Here is a 19,286-nt window from a genome sequence, read left to right as displayed (position 1 = left end):
GGACCTATCCGATTACTGAAAAGCTGGAATTCTGATTGATTTCACGATTACGGGAAAACACTCCAAGCGAAATGCTTTTGTCGATATTCTCCAGATGGAATTGCAAAGGCGTTGTATCATGATCATGGCCATTCTCACATGCCTCGACAATTGCCGTCATCATTTTTCCGGCGACTGGTGCGTTTTTGTACTGGTTACCACTGGTCCCCACAGCCATATAAAATCCGGGCAAACTGCTTTTATCGTAAATCGGCATCCAGTCTTCTGTCACGTCATAGAGGGCAACAACGCCTTTCGTTTTAGAGGGAATACCAAGTTCAGGGAAACGTTGAGCCATACGCATAACCAGAACTTTCCACTGTTCGGAAAAGTTTTCATCATAGTTGTCAGGATCATCTACCCATTCTTTTTCATCACAGGCAGGATCTTCGGATCCAATCAGTATATTGTTTCCCGTCTCGGGGCGACAGTAGGTATGGATATCACTATCAGAATAAACCATTCCCTCTTTCTCGAAATCAAATCCTTCTGGGGATGGTACATGAGCAACCTCATGACGAAGAGCACGCGTGCTCATTCTCATATCGTGACACACGCCAGCCATTTCATTGATCCTGGATGAATGTGGACCGGCAACATTAATCACAACAGGTGCGTTGATCTCAGTACCGTCTGATAACTTGACACCACTTATCCGTCCGCTCTGTTTCAGGATCTCACTCACCTCTGTTTTAAAGAGAAACTCCGCCCCGTGAGCTTCCGCGGCGCGTTGAGCATTATGGGCCGACAGTTTGGGGTCATTAACGTAGCCACCACGTGGGAAGAACACTGCGCCTTCAACAGCTGGCCCCGTTGGCAATCCAAATTCAGGATCTTCCGGGCGTCGTGCAGGTTCAAATTGTTGCGTATCTGCGATCGGCAAATACTTTTTGATATCAGATGTCGGAATATCCTCATAGGGGCACCCAATCTCATCCATCGTTGCACAGACTTTAGTAAGCGAATGATTGTGAGGCGTTTTAATAACAAGGCACCCCGTTTCTTTATATTCGATCATGCCATGATCATCCTGGACGCCCATATATTCGTTCCAGTTTTTCCAGTAATGCCAACCTTCATAAGCAAGTGCACAGGTTTCCAAAGCTGAATAATAAGTCCGAATAATCGCGCAAGAACCGGATGTTGAACCATACCCGGATTCCGGTAATTTATCGATGGAAAGAGTTTTCCAACCCTTCTTAGCCATTTCAAAAGCGGTACAGGCCCCAATGACCCCGGCACCAATAATGATTGCGTCGTATGATTTACTCATTCTTCTCTTCGTCCCTGTTTCTTCCTGATGTCTGGGTTTTCCAGATTTATGGAATTTGTTCTTAGTTATTGATTGTTTTTGCTTTTATCTGACATGAGTTTTCCAAACTAGAAATCTCCCGATACACCACCTTCAGTGGTTCTTCGTGCCACAAAGTCAGCGATTTCATCTTGCCTACCGATATCGAGATCAGGTTGTTGATAATCATTGATAATATTTTGATAGATAGAATGTGCTCGCTCGGTTGCTGTTTTTGATCCCTTTTCTTCCCAGTTCTCAAAATTATTCCAGTCCGATACCATAGGGGAATAAAAGGCCGTTTCGTAACGTTCCAACGTATGGGGTGTACCAAAGAAATGTCCGCCTGGCCCCACATCCTTAACGGCGTCCAATCCCAGACTGCTTTCTGTTATTTCAGGCGGTTGCAGGAACTTTGTCATCATCTGCAGCATCTCTGCATCAATGATTACCTTCTCAAAAGAGGCGCATAGCCCGCCTTCGATCCACCCTGCACCGTGCATAAGCATATTGGCCTGCCCCATAACAGCAGACCATATCGACATCTGGCTTTCGTAGGTTGCCTGTGCATCTACACAATTCGAGGCGTTGGCGTTGGATGAACGGTAAGGAACACCTATCCGCCGGGCCAACTGTCCACCAATCATGGCAGCCTGAGCATTCTCAGGCGTTCCAAAGGCAGGCGATCCGCTTTTCATATCAACATTCGAGGTAAAGCCCCCATAAGCAACAGGGCACCCGGGCGCGACCAACTGCAATAATGTCATCCCGGCAAGTGCCTCAGCGTGTTGCTGGGATAAGGCTCCCGCCACTGTAATCGGTGCCATGGCACCTGACAGCGTAAAGGGTGTAATAACACATAGTTGATTATGTCGCGCCATTTCTATGGCCCCATCTATCATCACCCCGTCCAATCGAAGGGGAGAAGACGTATTGATGATAGTAAACAGCCGGGTCTTTTTCTTAAAATCGTCCCAACTATCACAACCATGCGCTATACGGGTAATTTCCAAGGCATCAGTTATACGTTCTTTCCCCAAAGCATATGCATGGAAAACCTTGTCAGTTAGTAGCACCATATCTGCAATACATTCGAGATGCCGTATCCGTGGTAGAATATCAACGGGTTCTACCGGATATCCCGCAATAAAATGTACAATATTTAATGACTGACACAGCTTGAGAAGGTTGCGATAATCCTCTTGATTTCCCGGTCGGCGCCCACGTTCTATATCACTCACGTTTGGGGCAGATGCTACAGATCCAAAAGAAATATGCCCGGGCGATAAACTTAAATTATGTGCTGGATTACGGGCGTGTAAAATCACATCCGAGGGTGCATGTGACATCGCCTCTTTAATCAAATCACGGTCGATACAGACCCTGTCGCTTCCGACCTCTGTCTTCGCACCTGCCTTGCGTAGGATTTCTTTTGCTTCTGTGTGTAGAATATCAATACCGACTTCTTCGAGAATACGATAAGCCGTATCACAAATGGCATCAATTTGCCCTTCACTTAGTATCTCAACAGGTTGATAAGGTGTCCGCACTTTGGACCAAGGTAATTGCTGAAACGCAGATGCAGCAACATGCGGCCTTTTATTCCTTTTACGCCCAGATCTTTGCATCATGACCGCGTCTCCCAATATAGTACAAAACACCTAATACAAAACAAAGGTAATCGCTCTTAAATTTCGTACCCCATGCCAAAGGTACGTCTCACAATATTCAATCGTGTTTCTATCACGTCATAATCCCGCTCTTTTAATGGAGAAAAACCGATGAGAAGTAAGGCTTCTCGTGTTTCTTCATCAAGGGAAATCATGGCATCAACCACTGCCATATGAAGCCGATCAATCTCTTTTCGAGAACGTCGAGCTGTAATAAAGGGAAGCGTTGGTGTCGGTTCGCTTGTTGCTATAACTCTGAGTTTTTGTGCAGCGGGCTCATGACGTAAAGCCAACTCCCAACTAAGGGCATCAATAGCCGCAAAATCGGCCTGCCCCATAGCAACAGCTTGAATAGATGCGCGATGGCTACCGCTCTCGAAAGAGGAGTTAAAGGATTTTACGAGACTTTTTTCATCATTATCAAGTGCGCTGAGAGTGTACAGAAGTGCCGCATAACCAGATTGAGATCCTTTATCGTTATAAGCAAAGGTCAATCCCTGTAAGTCATCCAATGTATCAATCGATGCATCTTGATGAACAACGATAACACTGTAATAGGAACCTGCCCCACAGTTGATGCCATAAGAGGGTGTCCCCACTAAAGACACCTTATCTTTCAATAGTGTTTTAAAGGGCAGGCCACAGGTTTGAGACAAAAGTAAATTACTGTCCAACCATTGCTCAACAGGCGCAGTTGTCCTATCCAAATCCGGGGGAGCTATAAAGCCCTGATCGGCAAGGCTTGTACGAAGTTCTTTATAAAATTGATCGTTATAAGTCTGAACTTCTGGCCAATCATACATGGGAAGAGAGACAATCACTTCACTCATCTCATCAACCTTAATTTACGTTATCTGTTATAGACACTGTTTTAGCCGCCGCCTTAGTAGCGGTATCGATACGTGATGGAGCTTTTTTAGCTTTAGGCCTTTTGGGTGTGAAAGGATACGGCACAGGTTCTTTTTGCGAAAAAGTGAAACGTTTGAATATTTCAGCGTAATTTTTAAAGCTGTAACCTCGGTTCATTTCTAAAAATCGCTGGCGATTTTTCTGGAAAATACCAGGTAACTTATACCAGGCCACGGTCGGATAGGCATGATGAACAACGTGTAAGTTATTATTTAAAAACAGAAGACTGAAAAAACCTTTATCTTCAACAATAACCGTTCTCGCGCGCATCGACTCATGGGCTTGATGTTCTAAAAATGTACGTACCATCAATAAAGAATAGGCAAAATAACTGCAGACCAGATAAGCCCAGACAGGCATATCACTTACGACATAAATAAAAGTAACAACTAATGCGCTCATCACAAAGTGTGTCAGCCAGATAAAAATAGCCTTCTGATCACCATTTTTAAGCTCATAAAAAGAAAAACCAACAACACTTAGGGTTGGGCCAATTAACATCCGGCCAAACAACGTATTATTAAAATCGAAAATAGTTCGTATCCACTCAGGGCGCGTTTTCCAGATCTCCAAATCCTGATAGCCACTTTCCGGGTCTTCGTAAGGATCACTGATGCTCGCATTTTGGTGGTGTTTGATATGCGTTTCCTTAAACCGAAGATAAGGAACCAATAACCCAACCGGAATTATAGCAATGGCATCGTTCAATTTTTCTGACACAAAGGGATGTCCATGAATACATTCATGCTGGAGTGATGAATGCAAAGTAATCAAAGGAATGATTATAAGTATCTGCATGATTAGGGGAATGCCAAAGGGATTGAGAATCATTAACCCCAAAAAGAAATAGCAAAATACAATTAGTAATACCGTCCGCCACTCAGCACTATCACGCAACCACACTTTTAAACCTCCGTTATTTAACTTAATAACGATGCGACAGAAAAAGACTATCGACAATAATACAATTCAACCATTATAATAATAATTAGATGCTAATCGTTCATTTTGTAACTAAAAGCGGATAATGATGTGAATTCACAACAATCTAATTTAAATAGTTCAGATAAACGGGATGTAGCCCATATTTTTCGTGAACGAATGGCACTGCTTATTTCGCAGAGCGGCAACAATCTAAGTCAGTTCTCCAAATCAATAGGTATAGACCGTTCCGCCTTGAGCCAGTTTCTGGCGCCGGATTCAACCAGGCTTCCAAGAGCAGAAACTTTATGTGCTATTTCAAGAGCCTGTGGAGTTTCTTTGGACTGGCTTATGGGCTTGATTGCAAATGATGGACACAGTGACGATATCGTCCCTTCCATCGAAATCATGCAAATGAACGAAGAAGAAGCAACACGTAAGCTGGAAGAATGGCACAGGGAAGCCATTGGCTACAAAATCAGGTACGTGCCCAATACACTACCAGATACCATGAGGATCGACGAAGTCAGCGAATTCGAATTTAAATATAACCACCTCTTTATTCGCAAGGCCCAGGATCAACAAGCAAAGCAACATCTGCTTAAAACTACGAAGCCAGACACTGATATGGAAGTCTGTATGCCATTACAAACGCTTGAACTATTCGCGAAAGGAGAAGGTGTTTGGAATGAACTGTCCGTGGATGTGCGTAGAAAACAGTTGGAACACATGTTGAAACTTGTTGGTGAATTTTACCCAACATTCCGCTTGTTTTTCTTTGATCAGCAAGCCGTTTATTCCGCCCCCTACACTCTATTCGGTCCTCTGCGTGCGGCAGTTTATCTGGGGAATATGTATCTGCTGGTAAACTCGGTGGATCACATTAAGGCCCTTACACAACACTTCGATAGATTAATCCGACTAGCAACAGTTGGCCCCGACAAAGCCGAAGAGCAAATTAAAAAATTTATTGATGAAATAAAATAACGTTATCTCTTTATTCAAATAGCGACACTTGATAGAGTCGCTATCAAGCAACAGAATGTCGCTCAAAGTCACGACATTGAGTGCCATACGGTTATGAAAAATAGTAGGGAGATAAATGCGTTCAAAAAAGATAATCTACAGCAGGACGAATAACGAGCAGAATAACAAGAAAGTTGCTCCATCCCTGCTTGGGCATAATTTAAACGTGCACATACATAATTTAAACGTGCACATAATAGCGGAATTCTACAAATCCGCACTATTGTTGTTTATGCACAAAAACACCGAGATTTATATATTTTTTGATCGCAACGGTTTGACAAAAAAAACGATACAATAAACACTTAAAAATATAATAACGAAAACAAACAGATAAAAAACACGCAACCGGGAGGCACTATAAATGAAATTCTTCAAACGTAATGGCAAGCCAATGCCATCTCACACAGTCAAAATGGCTGAAGAGGCAAAATCTGGCAATATGGATCGTCGTGAATTCCTTGCAGTTGCAAGTGTTTTCGGTGCCACAGCAGCCACGGCATACGGTATGCTTGGTATGGTCGCACCATCCGAAGCGATCGCTGCTGAAGGTAAAAAAGGTGGCATTCTGAAAGTATCAACCAGTGTACGTGAACTCAAAGATCCGCGTACATTTGACTGGTCTGAAATGGGTAACCTCGCGCGCCAATTCCTAGAACCGCTTGTCCGTTACAACCGCGACTTTACTTTCGAAGGGCGTCTTCTCGAAGGATGGGAAATCAACGATGACGCCACTGTTTACACTCTTAAAGTCCGCAAAGACGTTAAGTGGAATAATGGTGATGATTTCAATGCCGATGATGTAGTTTTTAATATGACACGCTGGTGTGACAAGGCTGTAGAAGGTAATTCTATGGCTGGTCGGATGGCCACACTTATCGACGAAAAAACAGGAAAAGCCATTGAAGGTGCTATTGAAAAAATCGATAGCCATACCGTACGGCTAAACTTGCCTAAATCCGACATTACCATCATCCCGGGCATGAGCGATTATCCAGCCCTTATTGTACATCGTGATTACGAAAAAATGGGCAGCGATCTGCCGTCTAACCCAATCGGTACAGGCCCGTTCGAGCTGGAATCATACGAAGTCGGCACTTCTGCATCCGTTAAACGCCGGACAAATGGAAAATGGTGGGATGGTGACGTTTATCTGGATGGAGTTGAATTCATTGACTACGGTACAGATCCTTCTGCAGAAGTTGCAGCCTTTGAATCTGGTGAGATCCATACAAACTATCAAACAACGGCTGACTTCATCGAAATTATGGATAGTCTTGGCCTAAACAGATCAGAAGTTGTTACATCAGCAACCGTTGTTCTAAGAACCAATGCAACCCATAAGCCATATGACGACCAGCGTGTTCGGAAAGCCTTGCAAATGGCCGTGGACAATGAAACTGTCCTTCAGCTTGGGTATGGCGGTGCTGGTACTGTTGCTGAAAACCATCATGTGGCCCCTCTTCACCCTGAATATTACGAACTTCCCATTCAAAAACGTGATATTGAGGGTGCCCAGAAGCTAATGGCAGAAGCAGGCCAAAGCGATTATGAGCACGAACTCATCTCTATTGATGATGATTATCGTAAAAATACTGCAGATGCAGTAGCGGCTCAAATTCGCGAAGCAGGCTTTAAGGTAAAACGTACAGTATTACCGGGATCAACGTTCTGGAATGATTGGACCAAGTATCCTTTCTCTATCACCAACTGGAATATGCGTCCTTTGGGTGTTCAAATCATGGCGCTTGCCTACAGATCTGGAGAAGCGTGGAATGAAACCGCGCACAGCAACCCGGAATTTGATGCAAAAATGGAACAAGCTCTTGCGATTGCAGATGCAGACAAACGTCGGGATATAATGAAAGATCTTGAACAGATCTTGCAAGATTCCGGACACATTATTCAGCCTTACTGGCGTTATCTGTTTAACCATTCAACGCATAATGTTCGTGATCATGGTATGCATCCGCTTTTCGAATTCCATTTCGAAAAGGTTTGGCTCGAAGACGCATAGTTGTTTTGTTGGAACAATCACAGGAGTTTCGGACCCGAAACTCCTGTGATTTACCCTAAAGCACTAAAAATTTAGCGTCAGACCAACGGGGCCGATATGTTCACATTTTTCTTAAAACGCTTGGGCGTCATGGCTTTGACCATGTTATGCCTGACGATTGTTGTCTTTTCACTGGTCAACCTGGATCCAAACCTTCGAAAGCTTTCTATTTCCCAGACAAATATGAGAGCAACAGACGTCGAGATTGAATCCTGGCTGGTTAACAACGGTTACAGAGATCCCTTTATTGAACGTTACGGATCTTGGCTAGGGGTATGGCCCAGACAACCTAATATCGATGAAAAGACAGGCGAAGCCGTTTCGCGTTTTAAGTATTGTGATGATCCCACAGTGCCAACCTTTTCCGGTGTTCTCCAAGGGGACTTTGGATGTTCCACCAAGTTTAAGAAAAAAGTTGCAGACAAACTCATTCCTGCCCTGCAATCAACAGGTTGGCTGATGTTTTGGGTTATGGCTGTCATGATCCCCTCTGCCCTGCTGATAGGTATTCTTGCCGGCATGCGCGAAGGGTCGCGAACAGACCGAAGCTTGTCCATTATCTCTATTACATCCACTGCAACGCCAGAATATGTATCAGGCATATTTTTCACCGTCATATTTGCTTCCTGGCTTGGATGGTTGAACGGTTCAGCGGCAACAGCAACGTCAAAGGGGATTACTTTTTACAACTTCGCCCTCCCCGTTATGACAATGGCTATTTACGGCATGGGTTATATCGCCCGGATGACACGGGCATCGATGGTAGAGGTTATGACAGCACAGTATATTCGTACTGCCCGACTTAAGGGCATGGGCTTTTACGCCGTCATAATCAAACACGCCCTTCGCAATGCACTTATAGCTCCCTTTACCGTGATAATGCTTCAATTTCCATGGCTTCTTACTGGCGTTGTGATTGTTGAAATCATGTTCAGGTATCAGGGCTTTGGTTTTACCCTTGTTCAGGCAGCGGGAAATAATGATATAGATCTCCTGTTGGCCTGCTCACTTGTTTCAGTGGTTGTTGTGCTGGTAACCCAGCTCATATCAGATGTAGGCTATGCCTATCTCAACCCTCGAATTCGTGTGAAATAAGGGGGCTACTATGGAATTTTTATCAACATTCGACATTATCACAACGACACTTGTCCAGTTATGGCCAACATGGCTTGCACTTGTCATATTGGTCGCTGCAAGCTTTGCCTTTCAAAATCAACTCGGTCTTTATGGCAGACTGTTTGATAGTGGTGTTGGCATCGTTGGCGTTCTCATCGTCGCATTCTGGATCTTTACGGCAATTTTTGCAGATATCATTGCCCCCTTTGATCCGCTTGATCAAATCGTTGTCATGAAGAACAAGCTCCCCGGTGCGATAGAACCGGGAAGTGGAGAAGCCTTTTTATTTGGTGGAGACAAGCTTGCACGAGACGTGTTTAGCCGTGTTGTTTACGGCAGCCAGATCGTTCTGATCATTGCCCCCGCCGCAACAATCTTTGCACTGATGGTTGGAATTTCCCTTGGATTACCAGCCGGCTATTACGGTGGAAAAACAGATACAATTCTTTCATTCCTTGCCAACCTCGTTCTGGCTTTCCCGGTTATTTTACTTTTCTATCTTTTGGTTACACCGGGAATTACAGAAACACCAATCCCCTATGCTATGGCGGGGCTCTTCTTTCTTTTCCCAATCGTCTTTTTTGTGACCCTGTTCTACTCCCGGTACAAAAAAAGAGCTGAAGTTCTGTGGATACAGCTGGCAATTACCCTAACCCTCGGGGGCTGGATTTATGCCGGACTTGTTTTTGATGCTGACCCACTTGGGATTATTTCTATTGATCCCAACGAGCTTAATATTTTTGTCGCCGTCGTTTTCGCAACCAGTCCGGCTGTGTTTCGAATTGTGCGTGGCCTGGTCATGGATATTAAAACCCGTGACTATATCGCAGCGGCTCAGACAAGGGGCGAGACACCTTGGTACATTATGCTTTGGGAAATCCTTCCCAATGCCCGAGGTCCTTTGATTGTTGATGCTTGCCTACGTATTGGTTACACGACCATTCTCCTCGGCACGCTTGGCTATTTCGGATTGGGTATGGCCCCTGAAAGTCCCGATTGGGGCACAGCGATCAAGGAAGGATCACGCCTGCTTCGCCTATACGTACACCCCGCACTCTTTCCTGCTGCGGCTCTGATGTCATTTGTTCTTGGCTTGAACTTATTGGCTGATTCACTTCGTGAAGAGTCCATGAAAGATTAGAGGAAGGATTAAGGGAGATGACTATGACTGAAGACACACCAATTCTTGAGATTAACAACCTTTCTATATCCTTCTTTGTCCGCACAGGTGAAATTCCGGCGGTTATGGACTTCTCTTGCAAGGTAATGCCTGGCGAAGCCATGGGACTTGTGGGTGAATCAGGTTGTGGGAAATCCACTGTCGCTCTGGGTATCATGCGGGATCTATCCAATATCGGGAAGATAACCGAGGGTACGATTAAATTCATGGGCAAGGACATGGGAGAGATGTCCGAGGCTGAATTACAGGACATTCGTGGATCAAAGATCTCGATGGTTTATCAGGAACCAATGGCCAGCTTGAACCCCGCCATGAAAATCGGAAAACAACTTATGGAAGTTCCGATTATTCATGAAAAGGTTACCAAGGATGCAGCCTATGCCCGATCCTTGGAAATGCTAGAGGCTGTTAAGCTGCCAGATCCGGAACGTATGATGCGATCTTACCCACATCAGTTATCTGGTGGGCAACAACAACGCATCGTCATTGCCATGGCTTTGCTTTCAAAACCGAAGTTACTTCTGCTTGATGAACCAACAACAGCTTTGGATGTTACGGTAGAGGCTGGCATCATTGATCTGGTTAAAGATCTGGGGAAACGTTTTGGGACGTCCATTCTCTTTATCTCTCACAATCTGGGACTGATTTTAGAGACCTGTGATCGCATCACAATTATGTATTCAGGTGAAGCCGTTGAAAGCGGCACCGTCAACGATGTCTTTGACCGCATGCAACACCCCTATACTCAGGGCCTGTTTAGATCCATTCCATTACCCGGTGCAGATAAAAACACTCATCCTCTTGTTGCTATTCCCGGGCAATTACCACTGCCCAACCAACGCCCCCGTGGCTGTAACTTTGGACCACGCTGTCACCACTATGTCGAAGAAGTTTGTAACGCAGGTCATATTAATATGATGCCCGTAGCAAATGAAGAAGGGCATACAAGCCGCTGTTTACGGTTTGAGGAAATCGATTGGAAGGCGCTACCCGAAAACCTACAACAGCATGAAGCTATTCAACCCGGCCGGGAAGTGCTCAAAGTTGAAAACCTGAAAAAACACTATCATGTCGCAGCAAATGCCATATTTGGTGGATCAGATACACGTACTGTCAAAGCCAACGAGACCCTGTCCTTTACGGCCAGAGAGTCTGAAACAACGGCCATTGTCGGGGAATCTGGTTGTGGTAAATCAACTCTCGCCAAAGTCCTGCTCGGTTTGGAAACAGCCACTGATGGTACAGTGACAATGGATGGCCTGAATATAGAAGCCGTTGAAGTTGATAATCGCACACCAGAAACCATTGCGTCCCTGCAGATGGTATTCCAAAATCCTTTCGATACCCTCAACCCAAGCCATTCTGTCGGGTCACAAATTATCCGAACTCTGGAAAAATTTAATATTGGGGCGAACCAGAAAGAACGTGAGAGCCGCATGCTCGAACTACTTGATCTGGTTAAACTTCCCAGGGCTTTTGCATCGCGTATGCCACGACAACTTTCTGGCGGTCAAAAACAGCGTATCGGCGTCGCACGCTGTTTTGCCGGACATCCAAAAATTGTAGTTGCGGATGAACCTGTTTCTGCACTTGATGTTTCGGTTCAAGCCGCTGTTACAGAGCTTCTAATGGATATCCAACGTGAAGCCAAAACAACAATGTTGTTTATTTCGCATGATCTCTCAGTGGTACGATACATCGCAGATCGTGTGATTGTTATGTATTTGGGTCATATTGTCGAACAAGGAACAACAGATCAGATCTTTGCACCACCTTATCACCCCTATACAGAGGCCTTGCTCTCGGCTATTCCCATTGCAGACACATCGGTTGAGAAAAAGCATATTGTGCTTGATGGAGATATTCCATCGGCTATGAGTCCCCCTTCTGGTTGCCCGTTTCACACCCGTTGCCCGCATGTTTCCGAAGTCCCCGGAGATCTCTGTGCCAAAGAAGTGCCGGAAATCAAAAGCCTGAGCGGCGGACATCAAATAAAATGTCACCTCGCCAATGATATTCTTGAGCGCATGGAGCCTGTCATTAGTTTTGACAAAAAGGAAAAAGACCATACGGCTGCCTGATGCCCTTAAGAAAAATGAAGGGCAGACTAACAATGGCAGGGAATTGCCTACCAAGGGGGTGTTTGTATTCCTTTTGCTTCCGAACTATTCCCTGCTTGCCCTTAGTTCGGCCGTAGAGGTTTTACGCGCAGCAAACAGGCTATCCAGATCAGAAATCTATTCATGGCAACTAGTTTCAGCTGATGGCGGCTCATATCCCTCATCAGGAGGGCTTGCCCTTTCAACAGAAACGCTGGATAGACCTATTACTGATATAACACACCTGGTTATTTGCGGTGGCGATGGATCGGATAGCCTTAGAGATACAAAAACCCTCTCTTTCGTTAGAGAACATGCAAGGCGCGCCAAGTTATCCGGTGCCATATCTGATGGATCTTACCTTGCTGCTCGAACAGGGATTTTTGACGGTTATAAATCAACAATCCACTGGCAGTGTTATGATGGTTATGTGGAACAAAATCCGGATCTGGAAATAACCCGTCAAATTTACGAAATAGATCGAGATCGTTTTTCCTGCGCAGGTGGAAATGCCGCCTTTGATTTATTTCTTCAACTGGTTGAACGGGACTATGGTCGTCATTTAAGTCTGGAAATTGCCGAAAACTTTGTTCATAGCGATATCAGACCACAGGTAAGCCCGCAGCGTCTTAATCCATCGTTCAAATTTGCAGCTTCAAGCCCACGACTAAGTGGTATAATTGAACATATGGAACAAAATCTTGAGACCCCTTTATCCTTGCCAGAACTTGCAAAACTTGTTGACATTACGGCCCGACAAATGGATCGTATTTTCCAACAATATGTTGGCGAGAGCCCCAGCAAGTTTTATATAGACCTTCGGGTCAGACGCGCAGCTCATCTCTTGCGACAAACCAATCTAGCAATCAGTGAAATCGCTGTTGCTTGTGGATTTGCATCATCATCTCACCTGGCAAAGCACTTCCAGAGAATATGGAGAATGTCTCCGCGGGAATATCGGATACTTTAGATTTTTTCCCAAGCTTGTATATGTTAATTTATACTCTTAAATGTCTCAAACGTTGTTTTCTGATTATCCATACCACCTAAACTGAGAGAGAATTTTATGTAAATATTCTCTCTAACAAAGGTCTGGGATCAATGGCTTTTCCAATAAAGGCAAAATACATCATTATCGGGGCTGGCATTCATGGCCTGTCGACGGCATGGCATCTGGCAGAAAAGCTAAAAGCTAAAGGACAAGGCTCCGGGCAAGATATCCTTGTCATCGATAAAGAAGGTATCGCATCCGGGGCTAGTGGTATTGCATGTGGTGTTGTCAGAAATAACTATTTCCAACCAGCCATGCGTGAATTAATGGCACATTCAGTTGATGTATGGGAAAGCGATCAGGAAGCTTTCAGCTATAACCCCGTTGGCTATTTACAAATAAGCCCAGATTCAATGCATGAGGATTGCGCGAATATCCATCGCCAGCAAACAGAGATCGGTTATTCATCTGACTTCATAGAAGGCAGCGACAAGTGTATGTCTTATATGAAAAATATTTTTAATGACTGGCAAGCAAAAGGGATCACAAATATCCTTCATGAAAAACGTGGGGGATATGCTAACAATACCAAAGCGATCTATGGACTGGCAAAAAAAGCAGAAGATAACGGCGTTCGTATTTTGTCTGGCGTTGAAGTCAAAGGCTTCAGCTTTGCAAATGGATCATCCGCTGTGACAGCCGTAGAAACCAACAAGGGTAACATTGAATGCGATCAAGTCATTGTTGGTGTTGGCCCCTGGGTAAAAACCATATGGGATATGCTCGATCTACCTAAATCAGTCGACATCAAAGGCCGAAACGGCCAAATCCACGAAGACATTCCCATGTGGAGGTACTGGGCACTGGAGGAAGGCGTTCTTGGAGTAGAACCTGGCTTTTTGATGGATAACAACGGCAATATGCCCCCTGTTATTCATGTCGATACCGACGAACCTCTCTATTCAGATGTTGATGGCTCGTTAATTACTGATGAAATGTGGGGGATTTACTATAAACCTGATTTTCATTTCAACGGCGTACAAGGCGGTGCCATGCCTTACAAGATCGATAAAGCCGCCGATGATGTGAACATTGATCCCTATGGACCAAAATCACCAGAGTTTATCGTCAATGACCACTTTGCCCACATGTGGACATCTGCCCTCGCTTTTTGCCAGAAACGTTTCGAAGGACAAATCGTTAAATATAGAAATGAACCTTCTGGCGGCCTTGGTTGTTTTACACCAGACAGTTTCCCTGTTTTTGACCATTTCAGAGAGAACGTAACAATTATAGCAGATTCAAACCACGGCTATAAAATGATCGGCGTTGGCGCCCTGATTGCTCAAGAAGTTCTGGGAGAGAAATCCGCACTTCTGGAACCTTTCCGCTTCAATCGTTACGCTGAGGGTAAATTGCACCCGGTTAGCAACAGCCCCTTCCCCTGGAGCTGATATTTTCTTATCCAACAATGTCATTATATGAACAATACGAAAGAGAGCCTTTATCCTTGGCTCTCTTTTCATTTATTTATATTTCGCATGGATAGCATCATAGGTTCCATCTGCGAGTATCTCTGCTAATCCTATATCAAACTTATCTCGTAGCATCTTGGAATTAGGCCATTTTTTACTAAAACAGAGATGAAAGAAAACCTGTTTCCCTGTATCAAAATATTGAAATTTATCAGCTATTCCTTGACCACGTGCAGTATATTCGACGAATTCACGTGAAGAATAAAAAAAATCGTAATTACGATTTAACAAAATGCGTAATGCTGTCATGTCATGAGTAACAGATTCATATTTTAAGTTTGCTTTTTTTAACTCATCTTCAGCAGCATAACCACTTATGACCAGAATTTTGGCCCCGCGTGCACCTTCCATTGAATACGGTGTTTTCCCACTGTATTCTGCGGCTGCAACATATGTTCTTGTCGCTTTACTAATCGGGTTAGAATAATAGATAAATTCTTTACGGCTGTCTGTCTTTTCGCAGGACAGCATAGCCAATGTCGTACCAGCACGAGCCATTGCAACAATACGTTTCCACGGTAAAAAATCGACTTCGACCTCTACATTAACGCGGTCAAAAGCCTCAATGACGACTTCAACATCAAATCCCCGTAAATTATCAAGGCCGGGATTCTGAATTTCATAAGGCGGAAAATCGACAGAATGAATGACGAGCTCAGGCTGTTCAGCCCGTAAAGACGTCGCCATTAAGATTAAAACCATCGTAGAAAATAAAAGAGAATTAACAATCAACCTCATAGACGACTTTGCCTCGTCATTATCTCATCTACTCTCAGTATAAAATGATTTTATTAAAATAGTCTGGAGATTTGTTTTTACAAAACAAAGTGATTTCTACTCACCTATAAACGACAAGAACGTATTTTTTAAAGGCTCATACGCTTCTATACATTATCATTTGCTTTGTTCGGGCATCCATTTTGTGAAACCCGGTGTTTTAATAGATCCAACAATTCGGTCATAGCATTAGGATCTTGTGTTAAGCCATCAACAGATTTTACAATTCCCTCTATTGTAGCTTTATGTAACGACCCTTGGCACAGACTATGAAATTTATGCAGAATGTGATCATCTGTTAACGGGTTTTCGGGATCTCCGTTCGGGCAAGTTGCAGGTGTTTTCAGAACCTCACCACTATTAAATGTTATCGTTACATCAGCCCAACGTTCCCCCGGAAATTTTGCATTATACTCGTCTCTTTCCCTCAAGGATATTTTCTGACTTAAGGCCAAGATCAGGGGGTCACGCAAGGAATCTGGTGATATCTCATTTGCCCCTAAGGTGCCGCGCACAATTAACGCAGCAACCGGAAATGCAATTGCATACTGTGCTTCTTCTGTTGTCGTCGGGGCATGCCCTCCAAGACAAACGCCTTCATGAAATGTTCGGATTTCTATTGCTTGAATTTCATGGTGGTGAAGTGATTTCTGCTCCATTAAATCAGACACCGCCTGTATGGCTGGTTGCGCCCATCGACAAACGGGATATGGCTTGAAATATTGTGCCAAAATTTCCCATCTTTCATAAAGATCGTCCCAATAGGGGATAACATCTCCATTCTCAAGGGTAATTGCTGGAGCACCGGTAAAACCTGATCTGGCAAGATATGCTGCGCTTACCCCCGCCATTGCCCCCCATCCGGATCCATCCTTGAGCATCGTCGGATGATCTATACATCGCATCATCTGGCTTCTGGGACCGTGATATTCCGCAATGCCCAATGCATGCCGGGTTTGTTCTTTATTCAACTTTAGAAGACGTGCCCCCATAGCGGCTGCCCCTATGGCATTCCATGCACCAGACGTGTGATAATCGCAAGCCGTGGCATGTAACGCTATACCTGCACGCAAACTGACTTCATACCCGATGACCAAGGTCGTAATAAACTCTTTGCCATCTATCATGCCTTGCGTCTCTGACTGGCTATAAACAAAAGCCAATAAGGCGGGTAAAATAGCTGCTCCGGCATGTCCTTTTGTTAAACGATGACCATCATGCGCGTCAAAAGCATCAATCGTCATTCCCATCGCAAGAGCACTTCCCGCAGGGCTTGCTATTTGCCCTGTAAAGGGAATAGTTACTGCTTCTTTACCTGCCCCGAAAAGAGAAATCGCATGTTCGGTAATGATTTGAGCAAGCTCCGTTTGCCTGCCAGCCACAGCTACACCCAGTAGATCAAGACAGCAACGTTCTGCCATCTTGACGACATCAGAGGATAAATCGTCAAACACTGTGTCATGGATAAACGATAAAATTGAGCCTTGAGAAGACATGAAACTTCGCCCTGTTGTTTTATTGTTTGCGGATGCGAGTAAATTCACGAACAAAGTGATGTGGATTAAGATCCCGTAATGTTGGTAAAAGGTATCGCGCGTTTTTCGCCTGCTCATAATCAGCCTCGGCAGAAATTAAACATTCTCCCTCTTCGGCTTGAGAAATAACAATACCCTGGGGAGAGACAATCGAGCTCCCACCCCAAAAATTCACACCATTTTGAGGTCCTATCCAGTTACTCATCAGGATATAACTGCCAAAGGTAAGTGCTGTGTTCCCAAGATTTTGTTTCCAGCCTTCTGGATTAGAAAAATTTCCGCCTACCGCCTCTGAAGCCGAGGCAATAGGTGCGATAAGAATATTCGAACCACGTAGAGCGGAAAGACTGAGAAGCAAAGGGTTCCAGTGATCAGCACAAATTAATGTACCAGCACACCAGGGATCTTTTTCATCGGCAGGGACAAAACTATTTACCTCTTCCCCTGCAGTAAAATGTTTTCCCTCTTCCAATAGTCCATAAGTTGCTAGATTAATCTTCCTGTGTACATTCAGGATTTTCCCGTCCCGAACCGTCATTGCCGAATTATAGAAAAGCGTACCATCCCCTTCTTCAACAAACCCGAAAGTGACCGTTATACCAGCGGCCTTATCAGCAATTTGAGAAACGAGATCATCGTTAATCCGAAGAGCAATTTCCGGAATTGGCTGAGTAAATGAATATCCTGTTAGTGAGAGTTCTGGAAAGACAAGGATATCCGTATCAAGTTCTCTTGCCTGATTGATAAACTTGATATGCCGCAACAGACCATCCTGAAGCGAAGTAGGTCCTGCAGTTAGCTGCGCCGCAGCAAGGATCAACCTGTTTGTCATCTACCGACCTTCTTACATCACAACCCTTACATTCTTATAGAACTTATAATGTGCAGATGCCTTAAAACGACCAAGATATGATCTCAAGCGGCCTCTTAAAATATATATGGAATAAAGTCAGTTTTTCTTTGCTGTCGCGTTTTATTACGTCACTATTACATTATTGAAGTATGATATTGTTGAATAATTATACAAGCAATCAGGATCAAAGAATTCATTCCATAGGCCACGAATGACAGAGTATCATAATCAAATTCGTTTTGAAGAAGATGAAGAGCAGGAAATGACAATTGCATTTCTGCTTGTTCCTGATTTTTCCATGATGTGTTTTTCCAGTCTGGTCGAACCCTTACGCGCCCTGAACAGACTTGTAGGGCATGAATACTTTAAATGGGTATTTCTCTCACAAGATGGCGGGCCGGTTTTGGCTAGTAATGGCGCGTCACTCAATGTCCATTACCCGATGGACCAACTAACAAGCTGCGATGCGATTTGTGTTTGCACCGGTATCGATGTCAGTCACCACGCCAATGATGCCATCCTTGGGTGGTTAAGGCAGGAAGCACGTAAAGGTCGGATAATGGGGGCCATATCAACAGGCACCTATTTTCTGGCAAAAGCCGGGTTGTTGGAAGGAATAAAGTGCACCCTGCACTGGGAAAATCAGGACAGTTTCCGCGAGCTTTTTCCCACGCTAGAAGTCACCAATCGCCTGTACGAAGTCAGTGAAAGACATTTTAGTTGCGCCGGCGGCACTGCTGCTTTTGATCTCGCTCTATCTTGGATCACAAGTAAATTTGGCAATAGCGCAAAGACAGCCGTAGCAGATCAGTTCCTGCATGGAACCGGCAGATCCCCAGAAGAACCACAGAGAAACGATTGGGTTGAACGCTATGGTATCCACAATCCAAAGCTTCTCGATGTTATACGCCTGATGGAGGACAACCTAGAGGAACCAATGTCCCGTCAGGAGCTTGCAGATACAGCGAATGTATCTGTACGCCAGCTGGAAAGACTCTTCGGAAAATATCTACAGAGCTCTCCGTCCTTGTTTTACCTGCAACTTCGATTGGAGCGTGCGAGCTATTTTCTACGGCAAACGGCAATGCCTGTTTCAGAAATAGCCGTCGCCTGTGGGTTTATTTCCTTTTCACATTTTTCACGCAGTTATCGAAAACAATTTGGGCGTTCTCCGAGCGAAGAAAGAATGCCGGAACATGAACGTATTGAAGTAAAAACAATCGATACTTTGTAAAAAAATTCTTTCACGAAACCTGACGCCACAAGACAAATACACGTCGCCTCAGGA

General features: G+C 44.4%; 15 protein-coding genes. 8 read left to right on the top strand and 7 right to left on the bottom strand.

Annotated elements, in window-relative coordinates; genetic code table 11:
- Nucleotides 1-4: 4 nt before the first annotated feature.
- From BKB51_RS20125 to BKB51_RS20110, 4 genes are all read right to left on the bottom strand, one after another.
- Nucleotides 5-1,312 (bottom strand): NAD(P)/FAD-dependent oxidoreductase, encoded by a 1,308-nt coding sequence (locus BKB51_RS20125; protein ID WP_085902918.1) that lies wholly within the window; start codon nt 1,310-1,312, stop codon nt 5-7.
- Between the two features lie 107 nt (nt 1,313-1,419).
- A complete protein-coding gene (locus BKB51_RS20120) occupies nt 1,420-2,961 on the bottom strand; it encodes a trimethylamine methyltransferase family protein (protein ID WP_085902917.1) in 1,542 nt (513 codons plus the stop codon).
- A gap of 56 nt (nt 2,962-3,017) precedes the next feature.
- Nucleotides 3,018-3,830, bottom strand: a complete 813-nt coding sequence (locus BKB51_RS20115; protein WP_085902916.1) for a phosphate/phosphite/phosphonate ABC transporter substrate-binding protein — start codon at nt 3,828-3,830, stop codon at nt 3,018-3,020.
- A gap of 10 nt (nt 3,831-3,840) precedes the next feature.
- Complete coding sequence (locus BKB51_RS20110; protein WP_125911892.1) at nt 3,841-4,812, bottom strand: fatty acid desaturase; 972 nt, start codon at nt 4,810-4,812, stop codon at nt 3,841-3,843.
- A 129-nt stretch (nt 4,813-4,941) separates the two neighbouring features.
- Here BKB51_RS20110 and BKB51_RS20105 point away from each other — a divergent pair, with 129 nt between their 5' ends.
- From BKB51_RS20105 to BKB51_RS20070, 7 genes are all read left to right on the top strand, one after another.
- Nucleotides 4,942-5,817: a helix-turn-helix domain-containing protein gene (locus tag BKB51_RS20105; protein ID WP_125911891.1), complete on the top strand. Its 876-nt coding sequence runs from the start codon at nt 4,942-4,944 to the stop codon at nt 5,815-5,817.
- Nucleotides 5,818-6,220: 403 nt separating this feature from the next.
- Nucleotides 6,221-7,873: an ABC transporter substrate-binding protein gene (locus BKB51_RS20095; RefSeq protein WP_085902912.1), complete on the top strand. Its 1,653-nt coding sequence runs from the start codon at nt 6,221-6,223 to the stop codon at nt 7,871-7,873.
- Nucleotides 7,874-7,969: 96 nt separating this feature from the next.
- Nucleotides 7,970-9,007, top strand: a complete 1,038-nt coding sequence (locus BKB51_RS20090; RefSeq protein WP_085902911.1) for an ABC transporter permease — start codon at nt 7,970-7,972, stop codon at nt 9,005-9,007.
- Nucleotides 9,008-9,017: 10 nt separating this feature from the next.
- A complete protein-coding gene (locus BKB51_RS20085) occupies nt 9,018-10,169 on the top strand; it encodes an ABC transporter permease (RefSeq protein ID WP_085902910.1) in 1,152 nt (383 codons plus the stop codon).
- Nucleotides 10,170-10,192: 23 nt separating this feature from the next.
- On the top strand, nt 10,193-12,289 hold the full coding sequence (locus BKB51_RS20080; RefSeq protein WP_198946822.1) for a dipeptide ABC transporter ATP-binding protein: 2,097 nt from the start codon (nt 10,193-10,195) through the stop codon (nt 12,287-12,289).
- The gene (locus BKB51_RS20075; protein ID WP_158090295.1) at nt 12,255-13,277 is read left to right on the top strand and encodes a GlxA family transcriptional regulator; all 1,023 of its coding nucleotides are present in this window, start codon (nt 12,255-12,257) and stop codon (nt 13,275-13,277) included. Before BKB51_RS20080 ends, BKB51_RS20075 begins: the two co-directional genes overlap by 35 nt.
- A 131-nt stretch (nt 13,278-13,408) precedes the next feature.
- Nucleotides 13,409-14,752 carry an NAD(P)/FAD-dependent oxidoreductase gene (locus tag BKB51_RS20070; protein WP_085902907.1) on the top strand — a complete coding sequence of 448 codons (1,344 nt, stop codon included), beginning with the start codon at nt 13,409-13,411 and terminating at the stop codon, nt 14,750-14,752.
- Nucleotides 14,753-14,824: 72 nt separating this feature from the next.
- On the opposite strand, the gene BKB51_RS20065 is transcribed toward BKB51_RS20070, so the two are convergent.
- From BKB51_RS20065 to BKB51_RS20055, 3 genes are all read right to left on the bottom strand, one after another.
- The gene (locus tag BKB51_RS20065; protein WP_218044104.1) at nt 14,825-15,520 is read right to left on the bottom strand and encodes a substrate-binding periplasmic protein; all 696 of its coding nucleotides are present in this window, start codon (nt 15,518-15,520) and stop codon (nt 14,825-14,827) included.
- A 197-nt stretch (nt 15,521-15,717) separates the two neighbouring features.
- The gene (locus tag BKB51_RS20060) at nt 15,718-17,106 is read right to left on the bottom strand and encodes an MmgE/PrpD family protein (RefSeq protein WP_085902905.1); all 1,389 of its coding nucleotides are present in this window, start codon (nt 17,104-17,106) and stop codon (nt 15,718-15,720) included.
- Between the two features lie 19 nt (nt 17,107-17,125).
- On the bottom strand, nt 17,126-17,977 hold the full coding sequence (locus BKB51_RS20055) for a nitrilase-related carbon-nitrogen hydrolase (RefSeq protein WP_085902904.1): 852 nt from the start codon (nt 17,975-17,977) through the stop codon (nt 17,126-17,128).
- A gap of 232 nt (nt 17,978-18,209) precedes the next feature.
- Here BKB51_RS20055 and BKB51_RS20050 point away from each other — a divergent pair, with 232 nt between their 5' ends.
- On the top strand, nt 18,210-19,232 hold the full coding sequence (locus tag BKB51_RS20050) for a GlxA family transcriptional regulator (RefSeq protein WP_085902903.1): 1,023 nt from the start codon (nt 18,210-18,212) through the stop codon (nt 19,230-19,232).
- Nucleotides 19,233-19,286: the final 54 nt, after the last annotated feature.

Source organism: Kiloniella majae (assembly GCF_002118315.1).
GTDB classification, from domain to species: domain Bacteria; phylum Pseudomonadota; class Alphaproteobacteria; order Kiloniellales; family Kiloniellaceae; genus Kiloniella; species Kiloniella majae.
The sequence above is the reverse complement of the archived record's forward strand: the minus strand, read 5'-3'. Positions and strand labels throughout refer to the sequence as shown.